Annotated in this window: 14 protein-coding genes; 6 read left to right on the top strand and 8 right to left on the bottom strand. The window is 64.4% G+C overall.

Annotated features, from left to right (window positions below):
- Positions 1–86 precede the first annotated feature (86 nt).
- Positions 87–1,808 (top strand): FAD-dependent oxidoreductase, encoded by a 1,722-nt coding sequence (locus AC56PL_RS14530; protein WP_495514371.1) that lies wholly within the window; start codon positions 87–89, stop codon positions 1,806–1,808.
- Between the two features lies 1 nt (position 1,809).
- Here the strand turns inward: AC56PL_RS14530 and AC56PL_RS14525 are convergent, their stop codons facing one another.
- Positions 1,810–3,006, bottom strand: coding sequence for an amidohydrolase family protein (locus tag AC56PL_RS14525; RefSeq protein ID WP_495514370.1), 1,197 nt, complete (start codon positions 3,004–3,006; stop codon positions 1,810–1,812).
- A 181-nt stretch (positions 3,007–3,187) separates the two neighbouring features.
- Here AC56PL_RS14525 and AC56PL_RS14520 point away from each other — a divergent pair, with 181 nt between their 5' ends.
- Positions 3,188–4,342 carry an FAD-binding oxidoreductase gene (locus tag AC56PL_RS14520; protein ID WP_495514369.1) on the top strand — a complete coding sequence of 385 codons (1,155 nt, stop codon included), beginning with the start codon at positions 3,188–3,190 and terminating at the stop codon, positions 4,340–4,342.
- Between the two features lie 8 nt (positions 4,343–4,350).
- Here AC56PL_RS14520 and AC56PL_RS14515 read toward each other — a convergent pair whose 3' ends face one another.
- The 5 genes from AC56PL_RS14515 to dnaK all read right to left on the bottom strand — a co-directional run bounded on the left by AC56PL_RS14515 (position 4,351) and on the right by dnaK (position 9,878).
- Positions 4,351–5,595, bottom strand: a complete 1,245-nt coding sequence (locus tag AC56PL_RS14515) for a DUF7159 family protein (RefSeq protein ID WP_497154255.1) — start codon at positions 5,593–5,595, stop codon at positions 4,351–4,353.
- Between the two features lie 91 nt (positions 5,596–5,686).
- Entirely contained in the window at positions 5,687–6,049 is a 363-nt protein-coding gene (locus AC56PL_RS14510; RefSeq protein ID WP_495515991.1) for a heat shock protein transcriptional repressor HspR, read from the bottom strand.
- Positions 6,050–6,114: 65 nt separating this feature from the next.
- Positions 6,115–7,308 (bottom strand): molecular chaperone DnaJ, encoded by a 1,194-nt coding sequence (gene dnaJ, locus AC56PL_RS14505; protein WP_495514367.1) that lies wholly within the window; start codon positions 7,306–7,308, stop codon positions 6,115–6,117.
- 108 nt (positions 7,309–7,416) lie between these two features.
- Positions 7,417–8,034, bottom strand: a complete 618-nt coding sequence (gene grpE / locus AC56PL_RS14500) for a nucleotide exchange factor GrpE (RefSeq protein WP_495514366.1) — start codon at positions 8,032–8,034, stop codon at positions 7,417–7,419.
- Entirely contained in the window at positions 8,031–9,878 is a 1,848-nt protein-coding gene (gene dnaK / locus AC56PL_RS14495; protein ID WP_495514365.1) for a molecular chaperone DnaK, read from the bottom strand. The genes grpE and dnaK overlap by 4 nt, the downstream gene beginning before the upstream one ends.
- 410 nt (positions 9,879–10,288) lie before the next feature.
- Here dnaK and AC56PL_RS14490 point away from each other — a divergent pair, with 410 nt between their 5' ends.
- The gene (locus AC56PL_RS14490; protein WP_497154254.1) at positions 10,289–11,761 is read left to right on the top strand and encodes an MFS transporter; all 1,473 of its coding nucleotides are present in this window, start codon (positions 10,289–10,291) and stop codon (positions 11,759–11,761) included.
- Positions 11,762–11,859: 98 nt separating this feature from the next.
- Entirely contained in the window at positions 11,860–12,738 is an 879-nt protein-coding gene (locus AC56PL_RS14485) for a universal stress protein (RefSeq protein WP_495514363.1), read from the top strand.
- Between the two features lie 99 nt (positions 12,739–12,837).
- Here AC56PL_RS14485 and map read toward each other — a convergent pair whose 3' ends face one another.
- The gene (gene map, locus AC56PL_RS14480) at positions 12,838–13,605 is read right to left on the bottom strand and encodes a type I methionyl aminopeptidase (RefSeq protein WP_497154253.1); all 768 of its coding nucleotides are present in this window, start codon (positions 13,603–13,605) and stop codon (positions 12,838–12,840) included.
- A 59-nt stretch (positions 13,606–13,664) separates the two neighbouring features.
- Entirely contained in the window at positions 13,665–14,819 is a 1,155-nt protein-coding gene (locus AC56PL_RS14475) for a hypothetical protein (protein ID WP_497154252.1), read from the bottom strand.
- 283 nt (positions 14,820–15,102) lie between these two features.
- Between AC56PL_RS14475 and AC56PL_RS14470 the strand changes: the two genes are divergently transcribed.
- Together AC56PL_RS14470 and AC56PL_RS14465 are read left to right on the top strand one after the other, a co-directional pair.
- Positions 15,103–17,283, top strand: a complete 2,181-nt coding sequence (locus tag AC56PL_RS14470; RefSeq protein WP_497154251.1) for an acyltransferase family protein — start codon at positions 15,103–15,105, stop codon at positions 17,281–17,283.
- Entirely contained in the window at positions 17,280–19,433 is a 2,154-nt protein-coding gene (locus AC56PL_RS14465; RefSeq protein WP_497154250.1) for an acyltransferase family protein, read from the top strand. The genes AC56PL_RS14470 and AC56PL_RS14465 overlap by 4 nt, the downstream gene beginning before the upstream one ends.
- Positions 19,434–19,438 lie beyond the last annotated feature (5 nt).

Below are 19,438 nucleotides of genomic sequence, written 5' to 3'. Positions count from 1 at the left end.
CGGCCGGCTCGATCTTCTCCCCGCCGGAGCGTGACCGGAAACACTTACACCCACGCTGAGCTGAACACCGCGCTAGATTTGACGAGGTGACCTCGCCCGCGATCGATCCCAATGACCGTCTGACTCCGGCGATTGTGCTGGCAACCACCGAACAATCCCGCAACACCGTCATCGACGAGATCCGCAGCCGCTACGGCCGCGACTACACCGTGAAGTTTGCCGACAGCGGCGACGCCTGCCTCGATATCGTGAAAAGCCTTGTGGAACACGCTGTCCCAGTGGCGTTGATACTTGTCGAACTCGAACAGCTCGGTTCGTGGCAGGGTTCTGACCTGCTCCAGAAGCTGCGGTTCGTCGTACCCAGCGCCAGGAGGGTCGCCCTCATCCCGGCCATTCGGTTCGGGACCTCGTATGACGAGTTGCGAGCCGGTGTCGCCGAAGGACGCTACGACACCTACCTCGGTATCCCTCGTGGCCAGCGCGACGAGGAGTTCCACACCGCGATCGTCGAGTACTTGTCGGACTGGGGTTGGTCGGTCGCCGCACCCGAGGTCGCGTTCCTGCAGATCGTCGCCGACGGCCCGTCGCCCGAACTGGCCGAGATCCGCGATTTCCTCGACCGGATGGGCATGCCCGTCCAGATCCACGATCCCGAGTCCCCGGCGGGCCGGGAGATCCTCCAGTCGGTGACGGGCGACTCCGAACTGCCGATCCTGCATCACCCCGGAAAGCCACCACTGTCGCGGCCGACGGTCAGCGACGTCGCCGCCAGCATCTACGGCACCCCCGACAACATCCCCGAAGGCACCGTCGCTGATCTGCTCGTGATCGGAGCCGGCCCCGCGGGCCTGGCCGCTGCCGTCTACGGCGCCTCCGAAGGTCTGTCCACCACGGTCATCGAGACCGGGGCCATCGGCGGACAGGCCGGAACCAGTTCGATGATCCGCAACTATCTCGGCTTCCCGCGCGGGATCTCCGGAATGCGGCTGGCACAACGGGCCAGGATTCAGGCAGGCCGATTCGGGGCGCAGTTCTTCTGCGGTCGCGGCGTCACCGAGGTCGAGATCGATTCGCGGTTCGACCACCACCACGTGATGGTCGACGAGGCACGGATCTGCGCACGCACCATCGTCATCGCCACCGGTGTCGCCTATCGCCGATTCGGTGTCCGCGGCTGCGAAGACCTCGTCGGGTCGGGTGTCTATTACGGTGCCGCCACCAGCGCGGCCCGCGAGATGACCGGCCGCGACGTCGTGGTGGTCGGCGGCGGCAACTCGGCCGGACAGGCAGCGATGCACCTGTCGCGGTTCGCCCGGTCGGTGACGATCGCGATCCGCCGTGAATCGCTGACAGAAACGATGTCGGACTATCTGATCCGGGAGATCGAGGCCAGTCCCTGCATCACGGTGCGCGGACACACCGAGGTGGTCGACGGCGGCGGCGAAGGCCATCTGGAATGGCTGGAGCTGTGCGACAACCGGACCGGCTCATCGCAGCGCATCACCGCGTCGGGCCTGTTCCTGCTCCTGGGAGCGGCACCGACGTGCGACTGGATCCCCCCACAGGTCAAGCGCGACGAGCACGGCTTCCTCCTGACCGGACGGTTCATTCCCAAGGAGTATTGGCAGGCCGGCCTGCCACCGGCATTCCTGGAGACCACGGTGCCGGGGATCTTCGCCGTCGGCGACGTCCGGAGCGGGTCGATGAAGCGCGTGGCGGCGGCGAGCGGCGAAGGGGCTTCCGCGGTCCCGCTGGTCCACGATCGGCTACAGCAACTCCGACTGGAGAACCTGCCACCGGCGCACTAGATCAGCCCAACTTGTACACGCGGCGAGCGTTGTCTCGGAATACCTTCCGGAGCAGATTGCCGCCGTAGGGTTCCAGGACCTCGAGCTGGCTCCCGACGATCATCTGGAGCGTCGCGTTCGGTTTGTCTCCAGGGAAGTTGGACCCGAACATCAACCGGTCCGGCCCGAACGCCGTCACCGCGTGCTCGATCAGCGGGCCGGTCATGTTGGTCAGCGTCTGCTGGGTGCCGATGTTCCCGGAACGCTGATGGCCGTAGCCGAGCAACGGGAAGGCGATACCCGACAGTTTCGCGACCACATTGCGGCAACTCGCCAATGCCGAGATGTCCTCGCGCCAGGCCCGCAACAGCTCATGGCGCTGCGCTGCGGTACTGCCGGTTGTCTGCCCCATCGGACCGAACAGCCCGACCGGGGTCCCGAGATGGTTGAGGACGATGGTGGTGTCCGGGAACTCGCGCGCCAAGGCCCGCACGTCTCGGAGCTGATGTGAATACACCCAGGCCTCGAAGACCAGTTTGTGCTCTGCGACCGCGGCGAACCCGGCCAGGAACTCCGGGTCCATCAACACGCCCTCGGCTTCGACCCAGCTGCGAACCTTGGGATCGGGGTGCCAGGCCGACACACAACGAATACCGCGAACCTTGTCGCTGATGTCGATGTGCCGCTCGATGAGCTCTCCGAATGCCGGGCTGCGCGGATCGCCCCTGGCGACGATCGCAGCGAGTTCGGGAGCACCATCTGTTCCGAACGGAAGGTTTGCCACCCAACGTGTTTCGTCGGTTGAACCAAAGGGTTGGTCGAAGACCCAATCGGTCTGCATGTACACGACCGATTCGACCGGGACACCCGCCGTCGGCTCCGCACCCCGGAAGTCGGAGTGATAGTGCTTCGGCAGGTATGGCCGGGCCACGATCCGGGGATCGAGGACGAGTTCACGATCGCCCTGCGCCACCGCATACCGGAAGATGGCCTTGCCGAGCACCGGGGCCGCCCGAGAGAGGCGAGCCCGCCGCGTGGACTCCCACGGCGAGTGCAACGGATCCCAATGATGGACGTGTGTGTCGATGATGCTGGGGACAACCCGCCCCAGTAGGCCGGAATCGTCGGCAGGCGCTACGCGCGCATGTGCCCCGGACCATTCGGAAGGACCGGCGAGCGCACTGTCGCGCACATAATTACTGGCGCGCTCCTTTGCCATAACAAGACTGTACCCAGCTGACCGCCATCACTTGATCGTAAGTGGGGGCAAAACACAATAAACTGTGGCACGGGTGGCGAGGCCGACATGATTCGCTCGATGAACTGCGCGGTGCGCAACCATTGATCGTGCCTCTCACCTGGCAATTGTAGGCAAATCAACGGAGAGGCCAGGGCTGAGCGTGGGTACCCATACGCGGCACGTGCTGCTACAGGTGCGCGATGTGCTGGCCCGGGATCCGGAAAAATTCACGGCCAACTTCTACAACCGGCTATTCGCAACAAATCCAGCGCTCCGTGAACTCTTTCCGGCGAATATGGCACGCCAGCGGGAAACCCTGTTCCGGGTCATCGATTATGTCTTTGAAGCGGTCCCCGACCGCGAGAATCACGCACTGCTGCTGGAGTTTCTCGGCCAGCTGGGTCGTGATCACCGGAAATACGGTGTCACAGAGGAGAACTACAACGAGTTCTTCGTCGCGCTGATGCGCGAGATCGCGTCCGTCATGGGTGATGCCTGGGACGAGGAGGCAGCAGGCGTCGTGTCCCAGGCGTTGATGCTGACGACCGGCGTCATGCGTGGTGCCGCACATTCGGCGAAGGGCCCGGCAACCTGGCCCGCGACCGTCGCCGAAAAATATCGACTGTCAAGAGATCTCGCCGTGGTCCGGCTACACACCGACGAGCCGCTGCGATTTGCGTCCGGGCAGTACCTCGAAGTGCAGATCCCCCAGTGGCCGCGGATCTGGCGGCACCTGTCACCGTCGATCCCGCCGAATCCCGACGGCGAACTCGAGTTCCATGTCCGAGCGGTCCCCGGCGGAACCGTCAGCAACTCGATCGTCACCGAAACCCAGGTCGGTGACGTCTGGAATCTGGCGCAGAGTCACGGCACCCTCCATGTCGATCCCACCGGTCACGATGTGCTGATGGTCGCGGGCGGAACCGGGCTGGCGCCGTTGCGCGCGATCGTCATCGACCTGTCCCGTCTCGTCGCCCCACCGGCGGTGCATCTGTTCTACGGAGCGCGGTATCCCGCCGACCTCTATGACCTGTCGAGGTTGTGGCAGATCGCCGCCATGAACCCATGGCTCAAGGTCACCACGGTGGTCGAGGACACCGACGACCCCTGGTGGAGTACCTCGAGCGAACATTCCGGGCGGATCACCTTCGAACGCATCCAGGGAACGCTGTCTGATGCGGTCCTCGAGTACGGCAAAGACTGGACCTCACACCAGGTCCTGATGGCCGGATCCCCCGAGATGCTCGTCAACACCCGTCGACGATTCCTGATCGCGGGGATCCCGGCCAGCCGCATCCAGCACGACCCGTACTGAACAACGGACTACTGCGGGATCAACGGAGGTAGTAGCTGTGGGAGTTGCGGCAGTTCCGGCAGCAGGTCCGCACCTTCTCCCGGATCGCCGCTGGTCGGCGGTGTCGACACGCTGGGTGACGTCGGCGTCTCGCTGGGCGGCGTGGACGTCTCGCTCGGCGGCGGGGGTGAGGGCGACGGCGGTGGCGGGGTCTGCGTGATCGTCGTCGGCGGCGGGACCACGGTGACAGTGGCCGGTTCCTCGATCACCGGCGGAGCCTGCGTTGTGGTCTCGGGCACGGGTGTGGGTGAGGAAGTCGTCGTCCGAGGTGCCGGTTTTGTTGTGGTGGTGGTGGTCGTCGTCGTGGTCGTGGGCGTCGACTCGGCAGAGGTCGAATGGTCTTCGACGGCGGTGGTGGGCTCACTGGAATTGCCGGTCATCACCACTGCGGTGATCACACCGATCGCCACGAGCAGTGCGGCCGCAGCCGCGGCCGACAACAGCACCCAACGGTTGTTGTCGCTTCCACCGGTCGCGGCAGCTGCGACCATCGCGGCGCCGTAGGCAGTTGCGTACTGGCCGTCATCGGCGACCTGCACGGGCAGTTGCAGTGCGTATTCAAGGGATGGCGCGACACCGGGTATCGCTGCTCCGGGACCGAGTACCACGATGCCCTGCAGCGGGCCGGACGCGTTGGCGATGACTCCCACCGCATCGCCGACGAGCTGCGCTCCATCGGGTTCGGTGACCGGTGGTCGCGCCCCGATTCCGGAGATCTCACTGGCACCGACGACCACGCGGGTGTTGGTATCGACAAGGGCAACGGACTGCCCGGGGAACAGTGCACCGGAGCGATCGAGGTCGGCGACGAGCACCAAGCCACTGCCGCCGAATATGGCTGCCGCGACCTCCGCGTAAGCCACCGGGGACCCAACCACGGTCGTGCGGGCGAACCAGTCCGGTTTCGATCGTGCGGTATTCGATGATGCAACCTCGGCAGCGCTCTGCGGCGGCAACAGATGTGCCGGAAGCCGCCCCGAATCGATGGTGTCACCGATGGCGAGGGTGGTCGCGCTGTCGGCACAGGCAATTGCGATCGCCCCGGGCATGATCGGCGCGGACTGCACGAGCTGGTAGATCGCGTCGAATACGTCGTCGGGGGTCGAACTCTGCAATTCCACGAAGTTGCGGGCCAGCACCTCGCCGGTGCCCGCGTCGGCCACAACCGACGCGATCTCCAGGTCGGTGACAGATATCCCGAGTACCTGGCTCATGGCTGATATATCGCCTTACCGTTTGGTCTTGTTACCTCTTGTTACCTGTGGACACGAAGCGTGGTGGAACTCGGTCCACCACGCCGGCTGGTCACCGATTGCCGCGTTCTCGTCGCGGTTTCCACACCACCAGCGCGTTGGTGCGCGGGACCGGGACAAGGTCGCCTCTGCGCGGCGAACGCTGTTGCGCGAGCTCGGCTTCGAGTTCGCGTACGCGGCTCTGGAGCGCGTCCACCTGATTGGTCAATTCGATGACCCGCTTGATCCCGGCGAGGTTCACACCGTCGTCCTGGGACAGACGCTGCACCTCACGCAAGAGCTCGACGTCGCGGCTGGAATAGCGGCGACCGCCGCCTGCCGCCCGCTGCGGGGTGACCAGTCCGAGACGGTCATAGGTCCGCAGCGTCTGGGCGTGCATCCCGGCGAGTTCGGCCGCCACCGAGATCACGAACATCCGCGCCGATTCCGTGGCTTCCCTGTCTCGGGCTTCTCTGTTTCGATCATCCGGCGGCGGCTCGGTCATGATTTACCCCAGTTTGCACGCGGGTCGAACCCGCTGGCTTTCTCTGCGGCGGCGTATTTGTTCAACGCCTCGATCGCGGCGTCGTCCAGCGTCGGCGGGACGGCCACCTTGACGGTCACCAACAGGTCACCGGCACCGCCCGCCCGTTTTGCCACACCGCGTCCGCGAACCCGGAGGGTCCGTCCGTCCACGGTGTTCGGCGGGATCTTCAACCCGACACTGCCCTCGAGCGTCGGCACCGACACCGTGGTGCCGAGTACCAGCTCCGAGAAGCTGACCGGCAACGTCACCTTGATGTCGTCGCCGCTGCGGGTGAAGGTGCGGTCGGGTGCCACGTTGACGGTGACATAGAGATCACCGGACGGGGCGCCGCGCAGACCGGCCTCGCCCTGACCTGCCAGTCGAATGCGGCCACCGTTCGAAACACCCGGGGGGATCCGCACGGTGATCGGACGGGTCCGGATGGTTGCGCCGTTGCCTTCGCAATCGGGGCACGGATCGTCGATCCGCGAGCCGGTGCCACGGCAATCCGTGCAGGGCTCGCTGAATCCGAATGCACCCTGGTTACGGCTGACCACACCGGCGCCGTTGCAGGTCGGACAGACCCGCGGGCTGGTGCCGGGCTTGGCGCCGCTGCCATGACAGCTGGTGCATGGCGCAGAGCTGGTGATGGTGAGGGTGGTCGAGGTGCCCAACGCAGCTTCTTTGAAGCTGAGCGTGGTCTCGGTTTCCAGATCGTTGCCGCGTCGGCTCCGGGTCTGTGTCCCCCGTGATCCGCCGCCGCCGCGGTTGAACAACCCTCCGAAGAGGTCGCCGAGGTTCGCGTCGGACCCTCCGCCCGATCCGTCTCCGAACAGGTCGTTGATGTTGAATTCCTGGCCACCGGACGATCCACCGAAGCCACCGGGGTAACCCCCGCCGCCGCCTCGGGTGCCACGTCCACGTGCCCCGGCGAACATGCGCCGGGTGTCGTCATAGTCTTTGCGTTTTGCCGGATCGGACAAGACACTGTGCGCCTCGGAGACGAGCTTGAATCGCTCTTCTGCCGCGGCGTCGTTCGGGTTGGCGTCGGGATGCAATTCCCGGGCCAGCTTCCGATAGGCCTTCTTGATCTCATCGGCGGACGCACTGGGCGCGACGCCCAGCGCTTTGTAGAAGTCCTGTTCCAGCCACTCACGTTGTGGGGCCACCAGGCGTCACCTCCTTTTGTAGATCTTCGCTGTTTTTGTCTGCGTTGTATTCATTGTGTGCCGAAGATGCCGGCCCAGGCACTGAAAAGTGCCTGGGCCGGTCAGCTCCTATTCCTGCGGCGACGTCGTGTCTGCGGGCGCCGGCCCGTCGACAACAACCACCATCGCCGTGCGCAGGACGCGATCACCGAGGCGGAAGCCCTGGCGATAGACGGTCCCGATCACCGGGCGAGCGCCTTCGCCCTCGTTTTGCACGGCCTCGTGCAATGCGGGGTCGAACTCGTCGCCCTCGGCCCCGAAGGCCGCGAGGCCGGCGGAACTGAGCGTTTCGGTGATCTTATCGGCCACCGCGCGCAGCGGTCCGGCTTCGAGATCACCATGTGCCCGCGCCCGGTCCAGGTCGTCCAGCACCGGCAACAGCGACCTGATCAGGTCACCCTTGCCGTACTGCTGAGCCGAGATCTTCTCCCGTTCGGCACGCTTGCGGTAGTTGGCGTACTCCGCATGAACGCGCTGCAAGTCGGCCAGCAATTCAGCCTCCTTGTCCGAGCCCGCCGCGTCAGCAGCGACCTCATCGATTGCGGCATCCACTGTGTCCACCGAATCCGGTTGCGCCCCTTCTGTCTCCGGAGCGTCCGTGTTCTCGCCGGGGCGCACCTCACCCGTTTCGGGATCGATACGCCGCTTGTCGGTCACGGTCACCGGTTCGGATTCGGGACGGGTCACTTGTTGTCTCCGGCGTTTTCAGAGCCGTCGACACCCTCATCGACAACCTCTGCGTCGACGACGTCATCGGCGCCGCCGGGCGTCGGTGCACCCTCTTCAGCAGCGGCGTTGGCGTAGATGGCCTGACCCAGCTCCTGCGAGTCGGTGGTCAGCTTCTCGACGGCCGACTTGATGGCGCCGAGGTCGCTGCCCTTGAGTGCTTCGCGAACACCTTCGATCGAACCCTCGACCTTGGTCTTGAGATCGGCGGGAACCTTGTCGTCGGAGTCCTTGAGGAACTTCTCGGTCTGGTTCACCAGCGACTCGGCCTGGTTGCGGGTCTCGGCCTCTTCGCGACGCGCACGATCCTCGTCTGCGTGAGCTTCGGCATCCTTGATCATCCGGTCGATCTCGTCCTTGCTCAGGCCCGAGCCGTCCTGGATACGGATGGTGTTCTCTTTGCCGGTGCCCTTGTCCTTCGCGGTGACGTGCACGATGCCGTTGGCGTCGATGTCGAAGGTCACCTCGATCTGCGGGACACCCTGCGGGGCAGGAGCGATACCGGCGAGTTCGAACGATCCGAGGAGCTTGTTGTGCGCAGCGATCTCGCGCTCACCCTGATAGACCTGGATCTGCACCGAAGGCTGGTTGTCTTCGGCCGTTGTGTAGGTCTCCGACCGCTTGGTCGGGATGGTGGTGTTGCGCTCGATGAGCTTGTGCATGACGCCACCCTTGGTCTCGATGCCGAGGCTCAGCGGGGTCACGTCGAGCAGCAGCACGTCCTTGACCTCACCGCGCAGGACACCGGCCTGCAGTGCGGCACCGACGGCCACGACCTCATCGGGGTTCACGCCCTTGTTGGGCTCGCGTCCACCGGTGAGCTCCTTGACCAGTTCGGTCACGGCCGGCATACGGGTCGAACCACCAACGAGCACAACGTGATCGATGTCGGCAACCGAGACGCCGGCGTCCTTGATCACGGCCTGGAACGGCGCACGGGTGCGCTCGAGCAGATCGCCGGTGATCTTCTGGAACTCGCTACGGGTGAGCTGTTCGTCGAGGAAGAGCGGGTTCTTGTCCGCGTCGACGGTGATGTAGGGCAGGTTGATCGAGGTGCTCTGTCCCGAGGACAGTTCGATCTTTGCCTTCTCGGCAGCCTCACGCAGACGCTGCAGGGCCATCTTGTCCTTGGTCAGATCGATGCCGTTCTGAGCCTTGAACTTGTCGACCAGCCAGTCGACGACACGCTGATCCCAGTCGTCGCCACCGAGGTGGTTGTCGCCGGAGGTCGCACGGACCTCGACGACGCCGTCGCCGATCTCCAGGAGGGACACGTCGAAGGTGCCGCCACCGAGGTCGAAGACGAGGATGGTCTGTTCTTTTTCACCCTTGTCGAGGCCGTAGGCCAACGCAGCCGCGGTGGGCTCGTTGACGATACGCAGGACGTTGAGGCCGGCGATCTGGCCGGCTTCCTTGGTCGCCTGACGCTGGGCGTCGTTGAAGTACGCGGGCACGGTGATCACGGCGTCGACAACTTCGTCGCCGAGGTAGGCCTCTGCGTCACGCTTGAGCTTCATCAGCGTGCGGGCGCTGATCTCCTGCGGGGTGTACTTCTTGTCGTCGATCGCGGTGGTCCAGTCTTCGCCCATGTGGCGCTTGACGGAACGAATGGTGCGGTCGACGTTGGTCACAGCCTGGTTTTTGGCCGGCTGTCCGACCAGGACCTCGCCGTTACGGGCGAATGCGACCACCGATGGGGTGGTGCGGGCGCCTTCGGCGTTGGCGACGACGGTGGCTTCTCCACCTTCGAGCACTGACACCACCGAGTTGGTGGTGCCCAGGTCGATTCCTACAGCACGAGCCATTTCTTGCCTCCTATAAGCAGTGCATCCGCAGCAGCGCGGCGCACGGACGTTCACGTTTGTGGTTGTAACTGAAACCTCAGCGCGATCGACTCAACTTCTACCGAGTCTCGACGTCTCAGTCAAGTCGGGTTGAGTCGGTGCCGCTCAGGTCTCACAAGTCTTCTAACGGTGGCCGTCGCGAATGTGTTCCCGATTTCACAAACAAGTTGAGCGTAAGCGACTCAGGTATGACGACGCCCAGGGCGATCGCCCTCGCTCGGCAAGTGGTTCCGATCACCCGAATCGGATTCAGGTGAGGTCTGTCACGAATAGCGCGCCAAGTTTTGCGGATGCCACATGGTTGCCCTAGGCTAACTAAATCGTGTGACTTAAATATGCACAAACTGTTGCAAGCGTATGGAGAGCCTTTGATGTCCGCACCCACCAATTCGCCACCATCGGCGAAGACCCCACCAACCGGGCCGATCGTGGCAGTGCTGGCATTCGCCGGCATCGTGGCCTCACTGATGCAGACCCTGGTCATCCCGATCATCCCGCATCTGCCCGAATACCTGAACGCCCCGGCCTCCGACACCGCGTGGGCCGTGACAGCCACCCTGCTGGCCGCTGCCGTGGCAGTGCCGACGATGGGCCGCCTCGGCGACATGTTCGGTAAGCGTCGCATGATGCTGATCAGCATCGCGCTGCTCGTCGCCGGTTCCGTCGTCGCCGCACTCTCTTCGAGCGTCATCCCGATGATCGTCGGCCGCGGCCTGCAGGGTCTGGCCGCAGGCCTCATCCCGCTGGGTATCAGCGTGATGCGCGACATCTTGCCGCCGCAGAAGCTTGCAGGCGCAGTTGCCATGATGGGCGCTTCGCTCGGTGTCGGTGGCGCACTGGGACTTCCGATCGCCGCGATCATCGCCGAGTACGCCGACTGGCACATGCTCTTCTGGGCCTCCGCTGTTCTTGGCCTGATCGCAGCCGCACTGGTCGTCCGCGTGGTGCCGGAATCCCCGGTGCGGACCGGCGGCAAGTTCGACTTCGCAGGCGCGATAACACTCGCCATTGCCTTGATCGCGCTGCTCCTCCCCATCTCGAAGGGTTCAGACTGGGGCTGGACCAACAGCAAGACGATTGCGCTGCTTGTTGTTTCGCTCATCGCATTCCTCGTCTGGGGCTGGTGGGAACTCCGCACCGCCAAGCCGCTTGTCGACCTTCGGGTGTCCGCTCGCCGACAGGTTCTACTCACCAACGCCGCGTCGATCGTGTTCGGGTTCGCCATGTTTGCGCAGACGATGGTCTTCCCTCAGATCGTTCAGCTACCTGAGGCCACCGGCTTCGGACTCGGCGGATCGATGCTCGTCTCGGGTCTGGTGATGGCACCGTCCGGCATCATCATGATGCTGATCTCGCCGATCGGATCGAAGATCACCAATGCGGTCGGCCCCAAGATCACGCTGATGATCGGTGCCGTGATCGTGGCAATCGGATACGGCATGGGTGTCGTTGCGATGCACTCGATCTGGCAGCTCATCGTGATCGCGCTCATCATCGGCGCCGGAACGGGTATGGCCTATGGCGCAATGCCGGCTCTCATCATGGCAGCGGTTCCGCCCACCGAGACCGGTGCAGCGAACAGCTTCAACACCCTGATGCGTTCACTCGGCACCTCGTTTGCCAGCGCCATCGCCGGCGTCATCATCGCCAACATGACGATGACACTCGGCTCCGCTTCCCTGCCCTCCGAGGACGGATTCCGGATTGTCATGGCACTGGCGGCAGGCTCGGCGATCGCAGCGTTGATCATCACCGCGTTCCTGCCCAAGTTCCGGGCACCGAGCACCACAGAGGGATCCGATGCCGTGGCCGATCATGAGGCTGCACTCACATCGTCCAAGTGAGCATCACCAGATAGCAATCCGATCTCCCGAAGGCGCTGCAGCTGCAGCGCCTTCGGGCGTCATCGGGTCACGAGAACAACCAAGAAGAGAAGGCGAGAATGTCGAAATCACCTGTGATCGTCGGAGTCGACGGTTCGGAAAGCTCAGATCAAGCCGTCGTGTGGGCCGCGAACACCGCCCAGCTGACCGGCAGTGACCTCGTAGTGGTCGGCGTCTACGAACCGCAGGTCGGCGGATACGCCGCATCGTCGTTGGCATACACCGGTGACCTTGTCGCCATTCTCAAGAAAGCGGCAGAAGACACCGTCGCCGCCTCCGAGCAGCTGGCCCGGACCACCGCCCCGTCGGTGCAGGTGACCGGACGGGTCGTCGCAGGGACCCCCGCTTCGGTGTTGACCCACGAATCGGCGGGCGCCGCAATGGTTGTCGTCGGTAGCCGTGGACTCGGTGCAGTCCGTGGCCTGATCGCCGGATCTGTCAGCACGGGTGTGGCGGCGCACGCCACCAGCCCGGTGGCCGTCATCGCCCATGCCCCGGGCAACGGGCCGGTGGTGGTCGGCATCGACGGTTCCGAGATCGCAGATCGTGCGCTCACAGCAGCATTCGAGCAGGCAGCACTGCGGGGTACGAGCCTCACCGTCGTCCACACCTGGACGGACATGGCCACCAACACGTTCGGCGGATTCGGAATCACCGACGAAATGATCCAAGAGGTCCGTGACGAGGCCAACAAGCTTGTCGCCGAACGGGTTGCGGCCCACTCGGCCGAGTTCCCCGGCGTCGGGGTCTCGACCGTTGTCGCTGCGGACGGACCCGCACACCAGCTGCTGACCGCTGCTGCCGAAGGAGCCCAGCTCCTGGTCCTCGGCAGTCGCGGACGCGGTGGTTTCACCGGACTGCTGCTGGGCTCTGTGAGCCAGACGGTGCTGCACCATGCGCCGAGCCCGGTCCTGATCATCAACTCGCACAACAGCTGATCTTCCGCGCGCTGCACTCGGCCCCGCATACTCTACGGAGTGCGCGGGGCCGAGTTCTGCAATTGGCGCGCTCGGTCACGAGCTCAGAGCGCGGTCAGATCACAGAGCGGTGAGGAGCCGCGGTCCGTCCGCGGTGATCGCAACCGTGTGCTCGCAATGTGCGGCGCGAGCACCGGAAGCGCTTCGGAGCTCCCACCCGTCGGCGGCATGAACGTATCTGTCGTCGCCACCCCGGATCAGCATGGGTTCGATCGCAATCACCAGTCCGACACGGAGTTTCATACCACGGCCCGCCCGTCCCTCATTGGGGACGTGGGGGGCTTCGTGCATCGCCCTGCCGATGCCGTGACCGCCGTGATTTTCCAGCATCCCGTATCCCGCTGCGCGGGCCGGTCCTTCGATCGCATGTCCGATGTCACCCATCCACCCGCCGGGTTGGGCGGCTTCGATACCGCGCAACAGCGCGGCCTCGGTTGCCGCGATCAGGTCGACGTCGGCCGGATCGGCTTCACCCACAATGAAACTGACCGCGGCATCACCACACCAGCCGTCGAGGAACGCTCCGCAGTCGATACTCACCAGATCACCGTCGTGCAACTTTCGCCCATCGGGGATGCCGTGCACGACCGCATTGTTGACGCTGGCGCAGATGACGCCGGCAAACGGCGACGGAGCCCACTTCGGGTGATAGTTCAAAAATGCCGACTTCGCTCCCGCCCCGGAGATGACGGCAGCTGCCGCATCGTCGAGTTCTTTGAGAGTCGAACCGACAGCGGCGTGCGCCTCAACCGCGCTCAGCGCCCGCGCCACCACCCGGCCGGCCTCGCGCATCATCTCGATCTCACCGGGTGACTTGAGTTGCACCATGGCCACTCCCCTTTCGTCGTCCCCGCCATGATCCTCTACACCGAAGCCCGGAAAGACGCCTACTCGGCGTCGATCGCATCCATCGACGGGTCTGGCGCAGACGAAACGGGCGCAGACTGGGCAGACGCAGAAGGGGCAGACGCAGAGGGGACCGACGCCTGGGTCTCGGGTTCGGTCCTCAGGATTTCCGGTTCAGCGCTTGCCTTGTCCTCAGATTCCGCGACGTCATCGAGGGCGGTCCCGTCAGCCGTGTCCGTCGTAGCGGTGTCGGTTGTAGCGGTGTCGGTTATATCGGTGTCGGTTATATCGGTGTCGGCGGCGATATCAGAGGCCTCGGGCGCCCGGTGTTTTCCGACGTACTCTGCCGGCGCCGCTGCTGTCCGGGCGGACGTCGAGGACCCGGACGAGGACTGGAACAGGTCGGTCTCGACCCGGATACCTGACGGCCCACCGACACCGACCCGCACGATGTCGCGGTCGAAGTTCGGGATCGGCAGCGGGATCAAGCCCTCGTCGTCGTTGAAGAACTCGAGGGATGTCGGGTCCGCGATCGCAAAGACGTACTCGGGTGAACCGGCTTTCTGGCTCACGCTGAAGATGAACAGCACTCCGACGCAGCTGCCGACATCTGAATGGGAGGCCTTGGCAAAGATCGCCATGCAGCTGACGTTCTCGACGAGTCCGAGCGGGACATCACCGATTGCCGTCGCGAACCCACCCAGGGCAAGAGCTGAAGCGTCGCCCTCGCCGGCAAATGCAATGGTGACCCCGAGCGGCAGCGACGTCGCCTTCGTGGTGCCGGGTTCCTGGTTGAAGCTGAACTGCGGAAGGTTGACCGCAACCGCCGCAGACAAGAAACCCCAGGCATTCGCCTCGGCGGTGCTACCTGCCGAAGCGAATTGCGAGTCCGCGTAGGCCAGACCCAACCCGGAAATCTTGGCTTCGGTGCCGCCCAATATGAGCGTGCCGAATATGGGCAACCGCAGGTCTTCGCGCGCGGCTGCCGTGCTGTTGAGGTCGACCGGCAAGCCAAGCGTCGGCAACAATTGCCCGACCGGCGGATCGATACTCCGCGTGCAATCGAGATTGTCGGTGGCTTTGCCGCTCCCCCCGGCGCATTCGACAAGCGGTCCGAACTCGAACGCGGACGCCTGGCCGCCGCCGAACGTGACAGTGGCACCCATCGCCGCCGTCATCAGAGCTGCAGTGGCCACCCCGGCCCGTTGTTTCTGTCGGCGAGCCCTCTTGGACTTCTGTGAACCTGATCTTGCGCCACGCGACATTGCGGACCGCCTCTCTGCTGGACTGCATCGAAATTACAGTCCGGTCGGGGCTTCGAATCCCGAATCGCTCGATTACCCAAAAGTGGACATAACGGGCGCCTGGCCAGGGCAACACCCTCAGAACCGTGGTGTAACGACACAGCTGGGAGATCTGGCTCATAGAACCGGGTTGTCGGCGCCGGGTTTCGGCGTCCCATCTGGAAGAATCTGCCGCGTGAGTGCGACCGTGACCGACCCGTCCGTCGCATCACACTCTCCTCATACCGCCCCCGGCAACGAATACCGTGTGGATCTCGACGGCCTACGCGGCATCGCGATCACGCTGGTGGCGGTCTTCCATATCTGGTTCGGCCGGGTCTCCGGCGGAGTCGATGTCTTCCTGACCCTGTCGGGCTACTTCTTTGTCGCTTCGCTCCTCAAACACGTCCTCGCGACGTCGCCTGCCACCGTCAGCTGGACGAATGCCTTGAACCCGGGGCCGCGGCTATGGCGCCTGGCCCGTCGGCTCCTGCCCGCCCTGCTCACGGTGCTGCTGTTCATCGTGGTCATGTGTCTGGTGTTGATGCCGAGAACCCGGTGGGACCCGCTGGGCAGTGAAGTGATCGCGTCGGCGCTCTATTACCAGAACTGGCATCTGGCGCTGGCAGCGCAGGACTACGCGGCTGCCGACTCGGCAAACAGCCCGCTGCAACATCTGTGGTCGATGTCGGTGCAAGGCCAGTTCTTCGTGGTGACCATTCTCGCCGCGCTGGCACTCGGCGGGATCCTGAAGTTGCTGGCGATGCGGTTTTCCTCGTTCCGCCAACCAGTGATGATCAAGTCGATCATCGGGGCGGCGTTGCTGGGGGTCGCACTCGTGTCGTTCGCGTGGGCGCACCACCGCCACGGCATCAATCAGCCGTTCAATTACTACGACACCATCGCCCGCACCTGGGAACCGATCGCCGGCGGGTTGCTCGCGGTCGCGATGCCCCGGATCCGGATGCCCCAATGGTTGCGCAACACCATCGGACTCGCTGCCCTGGGCCTGATCATCACCTGCGGCTGGTGGATCGTCGGAGTTCAGCAATATCCGTCGACGATGGCACTGGTGCCCGTCGGCGCAACGCTTCTGCTGATCTGGAGCGGTTCGCGGCAGACCGCGCCCACCGCCATCACCGGACCCGCCGCGGTCAGCTCCTGGCTGGCCCACCCCTCGATCGTCTGGCTCGGTTCCATCGCCTATGCGCTGTATCTCTGGCACTGGCCACTGCTGATCTTCTACTTGACCTGGCGGTACAAGGACAGCGTCAACGTCCTCGAAGGTGCAGGCGTCATCGCGGCCTCACTGGCACTGGCATGGGCGACAACCAAATTCATCGAAAAGCCGCTGCGCCAGCCCAATGAAAAGCGAGTGCCCCAATCGAACGAGGCCCCTGTAGCCGCGCAGCGCCGCCCGCAATGGGTGAGCTACGCATCGGTTCTCACGTCGGCGCTGGTCGTGCTCACCGCAGTTACCGGGGTCGGCATCGTCGCGTGGAACAACCACGTCAAGAACCTGACCATCGACACCGAGAATCTCGATCCCCGGCTCTATCCGGGTGCGCGCGCCTACCTCGACGGTGTACCGGTTCCGCGCGTCGAGGCAGAGCCCACTCCGGATGTGGCCGACAAGGATTGGCCGATCACGTCATACGACTCGGTCATCTCCGGATGGAAGGACGGTTCGATCAGGGTCGGGGTCTACGGCGATCCCACCGCGCAGCGCACCGTCGCTCTCGTCGGCGGGTCGCATGCCGAGTACTGGATCACGGCTCTCGACGCGGTCGGAAAACAGCAGGGCTTCAAGGTCACGACGTACCTGAAGGTCGGATGTCCGCTGACCACCGATCATGTCTTCACCTGGTTCGGACAGAAGTACTACCAGTGCAACGAGTGGTCACGGGACGTAATGGACCGTCTGGCCATCGACAAGCCAGATGTGGTGTTCACCAACAGCACTCGGCCGGTTGAAGGTGAGGTCACGGGCGACTTCGTCCCACAGGACTACATCGACATCTTCAGCGAGTTCCGTGACCGCGGCCAGAAAGTCATTGCGGTCCGCGACAATCCGTGGACTGTCGGCAAAGAGAGTCCACCGGAGTGCCTGGCGTTGGGTAAGAAGCCGTCGGTCTGCGGCGTCGAGCGGTCGCTGGTCATGGCGCCGACTGATCCGGCACTGGCCGTGGCAGCCGACTTTCCCAACATGAGCTTCCTCGACTACACCGACGCGATGTGTGACGCCACGTACTGCCCGGCGGTTGTCGGGAACATCCTGGTGTGGCACGACTTCCACCACTTGAGTGCGACGTTTGTGCGCAGCCTGATCCCGGCGCTGGGCACCGACGTGCAAAAGGTGTTGTCCGGCTGGTGGTGAGCACGCAGCAGGCTGGGGCCGCGCGCGGCTATCGGCTCGATCTCGATGGTTTGCGCGGGCTGGCGATCACGCTCGTGGTCATCTTCCATATCTGGTTCAACCGGGTCTCCGGTGGGGTGGACGTCTTTCTGACGTTGTCCGGCTACTTCTTTGTCGCATCGCTGCTCAAACACATCCTGGCAACCTCTGCCGGATCCGGCGCCACGTGGGCCGCGGCGTTGAACCCGTTCGGCCGGTTGTGGCGCCTTGCCCGACGATTGGTGCCTGCGCTGGTCGTCGTGCTGGTCGCCATCGTTGCGCTCGCCGTGGCCGTACTGCCGCGGGCCCGCTGGGAGGGGTTGGGCGACGAGGTGATCGCCTCGGCGCTCTATTCCCAGAATTGGCACTTGGCACTGGCCGCACAGGACTACGCCGCCGCCGACTCGGCAAATAGCCCGATGCAGCATCTGTGGTCAATGTCGGTGCAGGGCCAGTTCTTTGCCGCCACGCTGGTGGCAATGCTGCTGGCCGGCGGAGTGGTTCGGTTGATAGGCGTCCGCTCGGAAGCCTTCCGGCGACCAGCGGTGATACGCGGCGCACTGGCCGGTGTCATCGCCCTCGCGGCGCTGGCAGCGTTCGCCTGGGCGAGGCATCGACACGGGATCGACCAGCCGTTCAACTATTACGACACCTTCGCCCGGGCGTGGGAACCGCTACTCGGTGGCCTACTGGCGTTGTGGATGCCCCGTGTTGCGTTGGCGCAGTGGATCCGCAACGTGATCGGCGTCGCGGCGCTGGCTCTCATCATCAGCTGTGGGTGGTGGATCTCCGGCGTCGACGAGTATCCGTCGACGATGGCCTTGGTACCCGTCGGAGCGACGGCGCTGCTGGTCTGGATCGGATCGGCGTACACCGCTCCGGCCGTGTCCAATCCGTCCGCGACGCCCGAGACGGCGCAGGTGAGTGCGTGGCTGGCCCATCCTCGGCTCGTCTGGCTCGGATCCATCGCCTATTCGCTGTACCTCTGGCATTGGCCCGTCTTGATCTTCTACCTGGCCTGGCGTTATCAGAGCGACGTCTCGCTCCTCGAAGGTGCGGGAATCATCGCGGTGTCGGCGGTACTCGCTTACCTGACAACCAAATTCATCGAAGTTCCACTTCGGGCCGGCCGAGCGAAGGTCAAGCCGGCGCGCATCAACGTGCGCCACACATTGGTACCGGGTTACGCCACGGCCCTCACCTGCGTGCTCGTGGTCCTCACCGCCGGCACCGGTCTGGCGATCCATGCATGGCAGTCCCGTTCGGCAAACCTGATCATCGACGCGCAAAACCTGGACCCGGAGCTGTATCCGGGAGCCCGGGCATACTGGTCGAATGCAGCAGTTCCACGGGTGACGCCACAGCCGAATGCACTTGCAGTCAAGGATGATTGGCCTATCTCATCGGGTGATGGAGTCGTATCCGGATGGACTGATGGTTCGGTGCGGGTGGGTGTCTACGGTGCTCGTGACGCCGGCCGGACGATCGCGCTGGTCGGTGGCTCACACTCCGAACATTGGCTGACAGCTCTCGATGCGATCGGCCGGGAGCAGAACTTCCGGGTGACGACCTACCTGAAGGTCGGGTGTCCGTTGATCACCGACACGATCCTCACCCCGATCGGCGACGAGTACCCACAGTGCAACGCGTGGTCGCGGATGGTGATGGATCAGCTGGCCGTCGACCAACCCGACGTCGTGTTCACCACCAGCACCCGCCCCACCGACGGCGAGGGGTCCGGCGACTACATCCCGTCTGACTACCTCGACATCTTCACCGAGTTCCGCGACCGCGGTCAGCAGGTGATCGCGATCCGCGACACCCCATGGGCGCTCGGCCCGGAGCTGACCCCACCGGAGTGCCTCGCCGAAGGCAGATCAGCCATCGACTGCGGGGTCGACCGCCAGCAGGCACTGTCCCCGGAAGATCCCACCCTCGCCATCCGATCGCAGTTCCCGAACATGTCGTTCCTCGACTTCTCCGATGCCCTTTGCGACGACACCAATTGTCCGGCGATCGTCGGAAACATCCTGGTGTGGCACGACTATCACCACCTGACCACAGCCTTCGTCACAAGCCTGACCCAGGCCATGTCCGACGGCCTACGGGATGCGCTGCCCGGCTGGTGGTGAAGGGC

It is taken from the genome of Williamsia sp. Y721 (genome assembly GCF_059683565.1).
The sequence above is the reverse complement of the archived record's forward strand: the minus strand, read 5'-3'. Positions and strand labels throughout refer to the sequence as shown.

Coding starts and splice junctions, on each gene's coding strand:
- AC56PL_RS14510 (WP_495515991.1), bottom strand. CDS start 6,049: ATGTTCGTGATCTCGGTGGCGGCCGAACTCGCCGGGATGCACGCCCAG.
- map (WP_497154253.1), bottom strand. CDS start 13,605: ATGGTGCAACTCAAGTCACCCGGTGAGATCGAGATGATGCGCGAGGCC.
- AC56PL_RS14525 (WP_495514370.1), bottom strand. CDS start 3,006: ATGGCAAAGGAGCGCGCCAGTAATTATGTGCGCGACAGTGCGCTCGCC.
- AC56PL_RS14515 (WP_497154255.1), bottom strand. CDS start 5,595: ATGAGCCAGGTACTCGGGATATCTGTCACCGACCTGGAGATCGCGTCG.
- dnaK (WP_495514365.1), bottom strand. CDS start 9,878: ATGGCTCGTGCTGTAGGAATCGACCTGGGCACCACCAACTCGGTGGTG.
- AC56PL_RS14490 (WP_497154254.1), top strand. CDS start 10,289: ATGTCCGCACCCACCAATTCGCCACCATCGGCGAAGACCCCACCAACC.
- AC56PL_RS14485 (WP_495514363.1), top strand. CDS start 11,860: ATGTCGAAATCACCTGTGATCGTCGGAGTCGACGGTTCGGAAAGCTCA.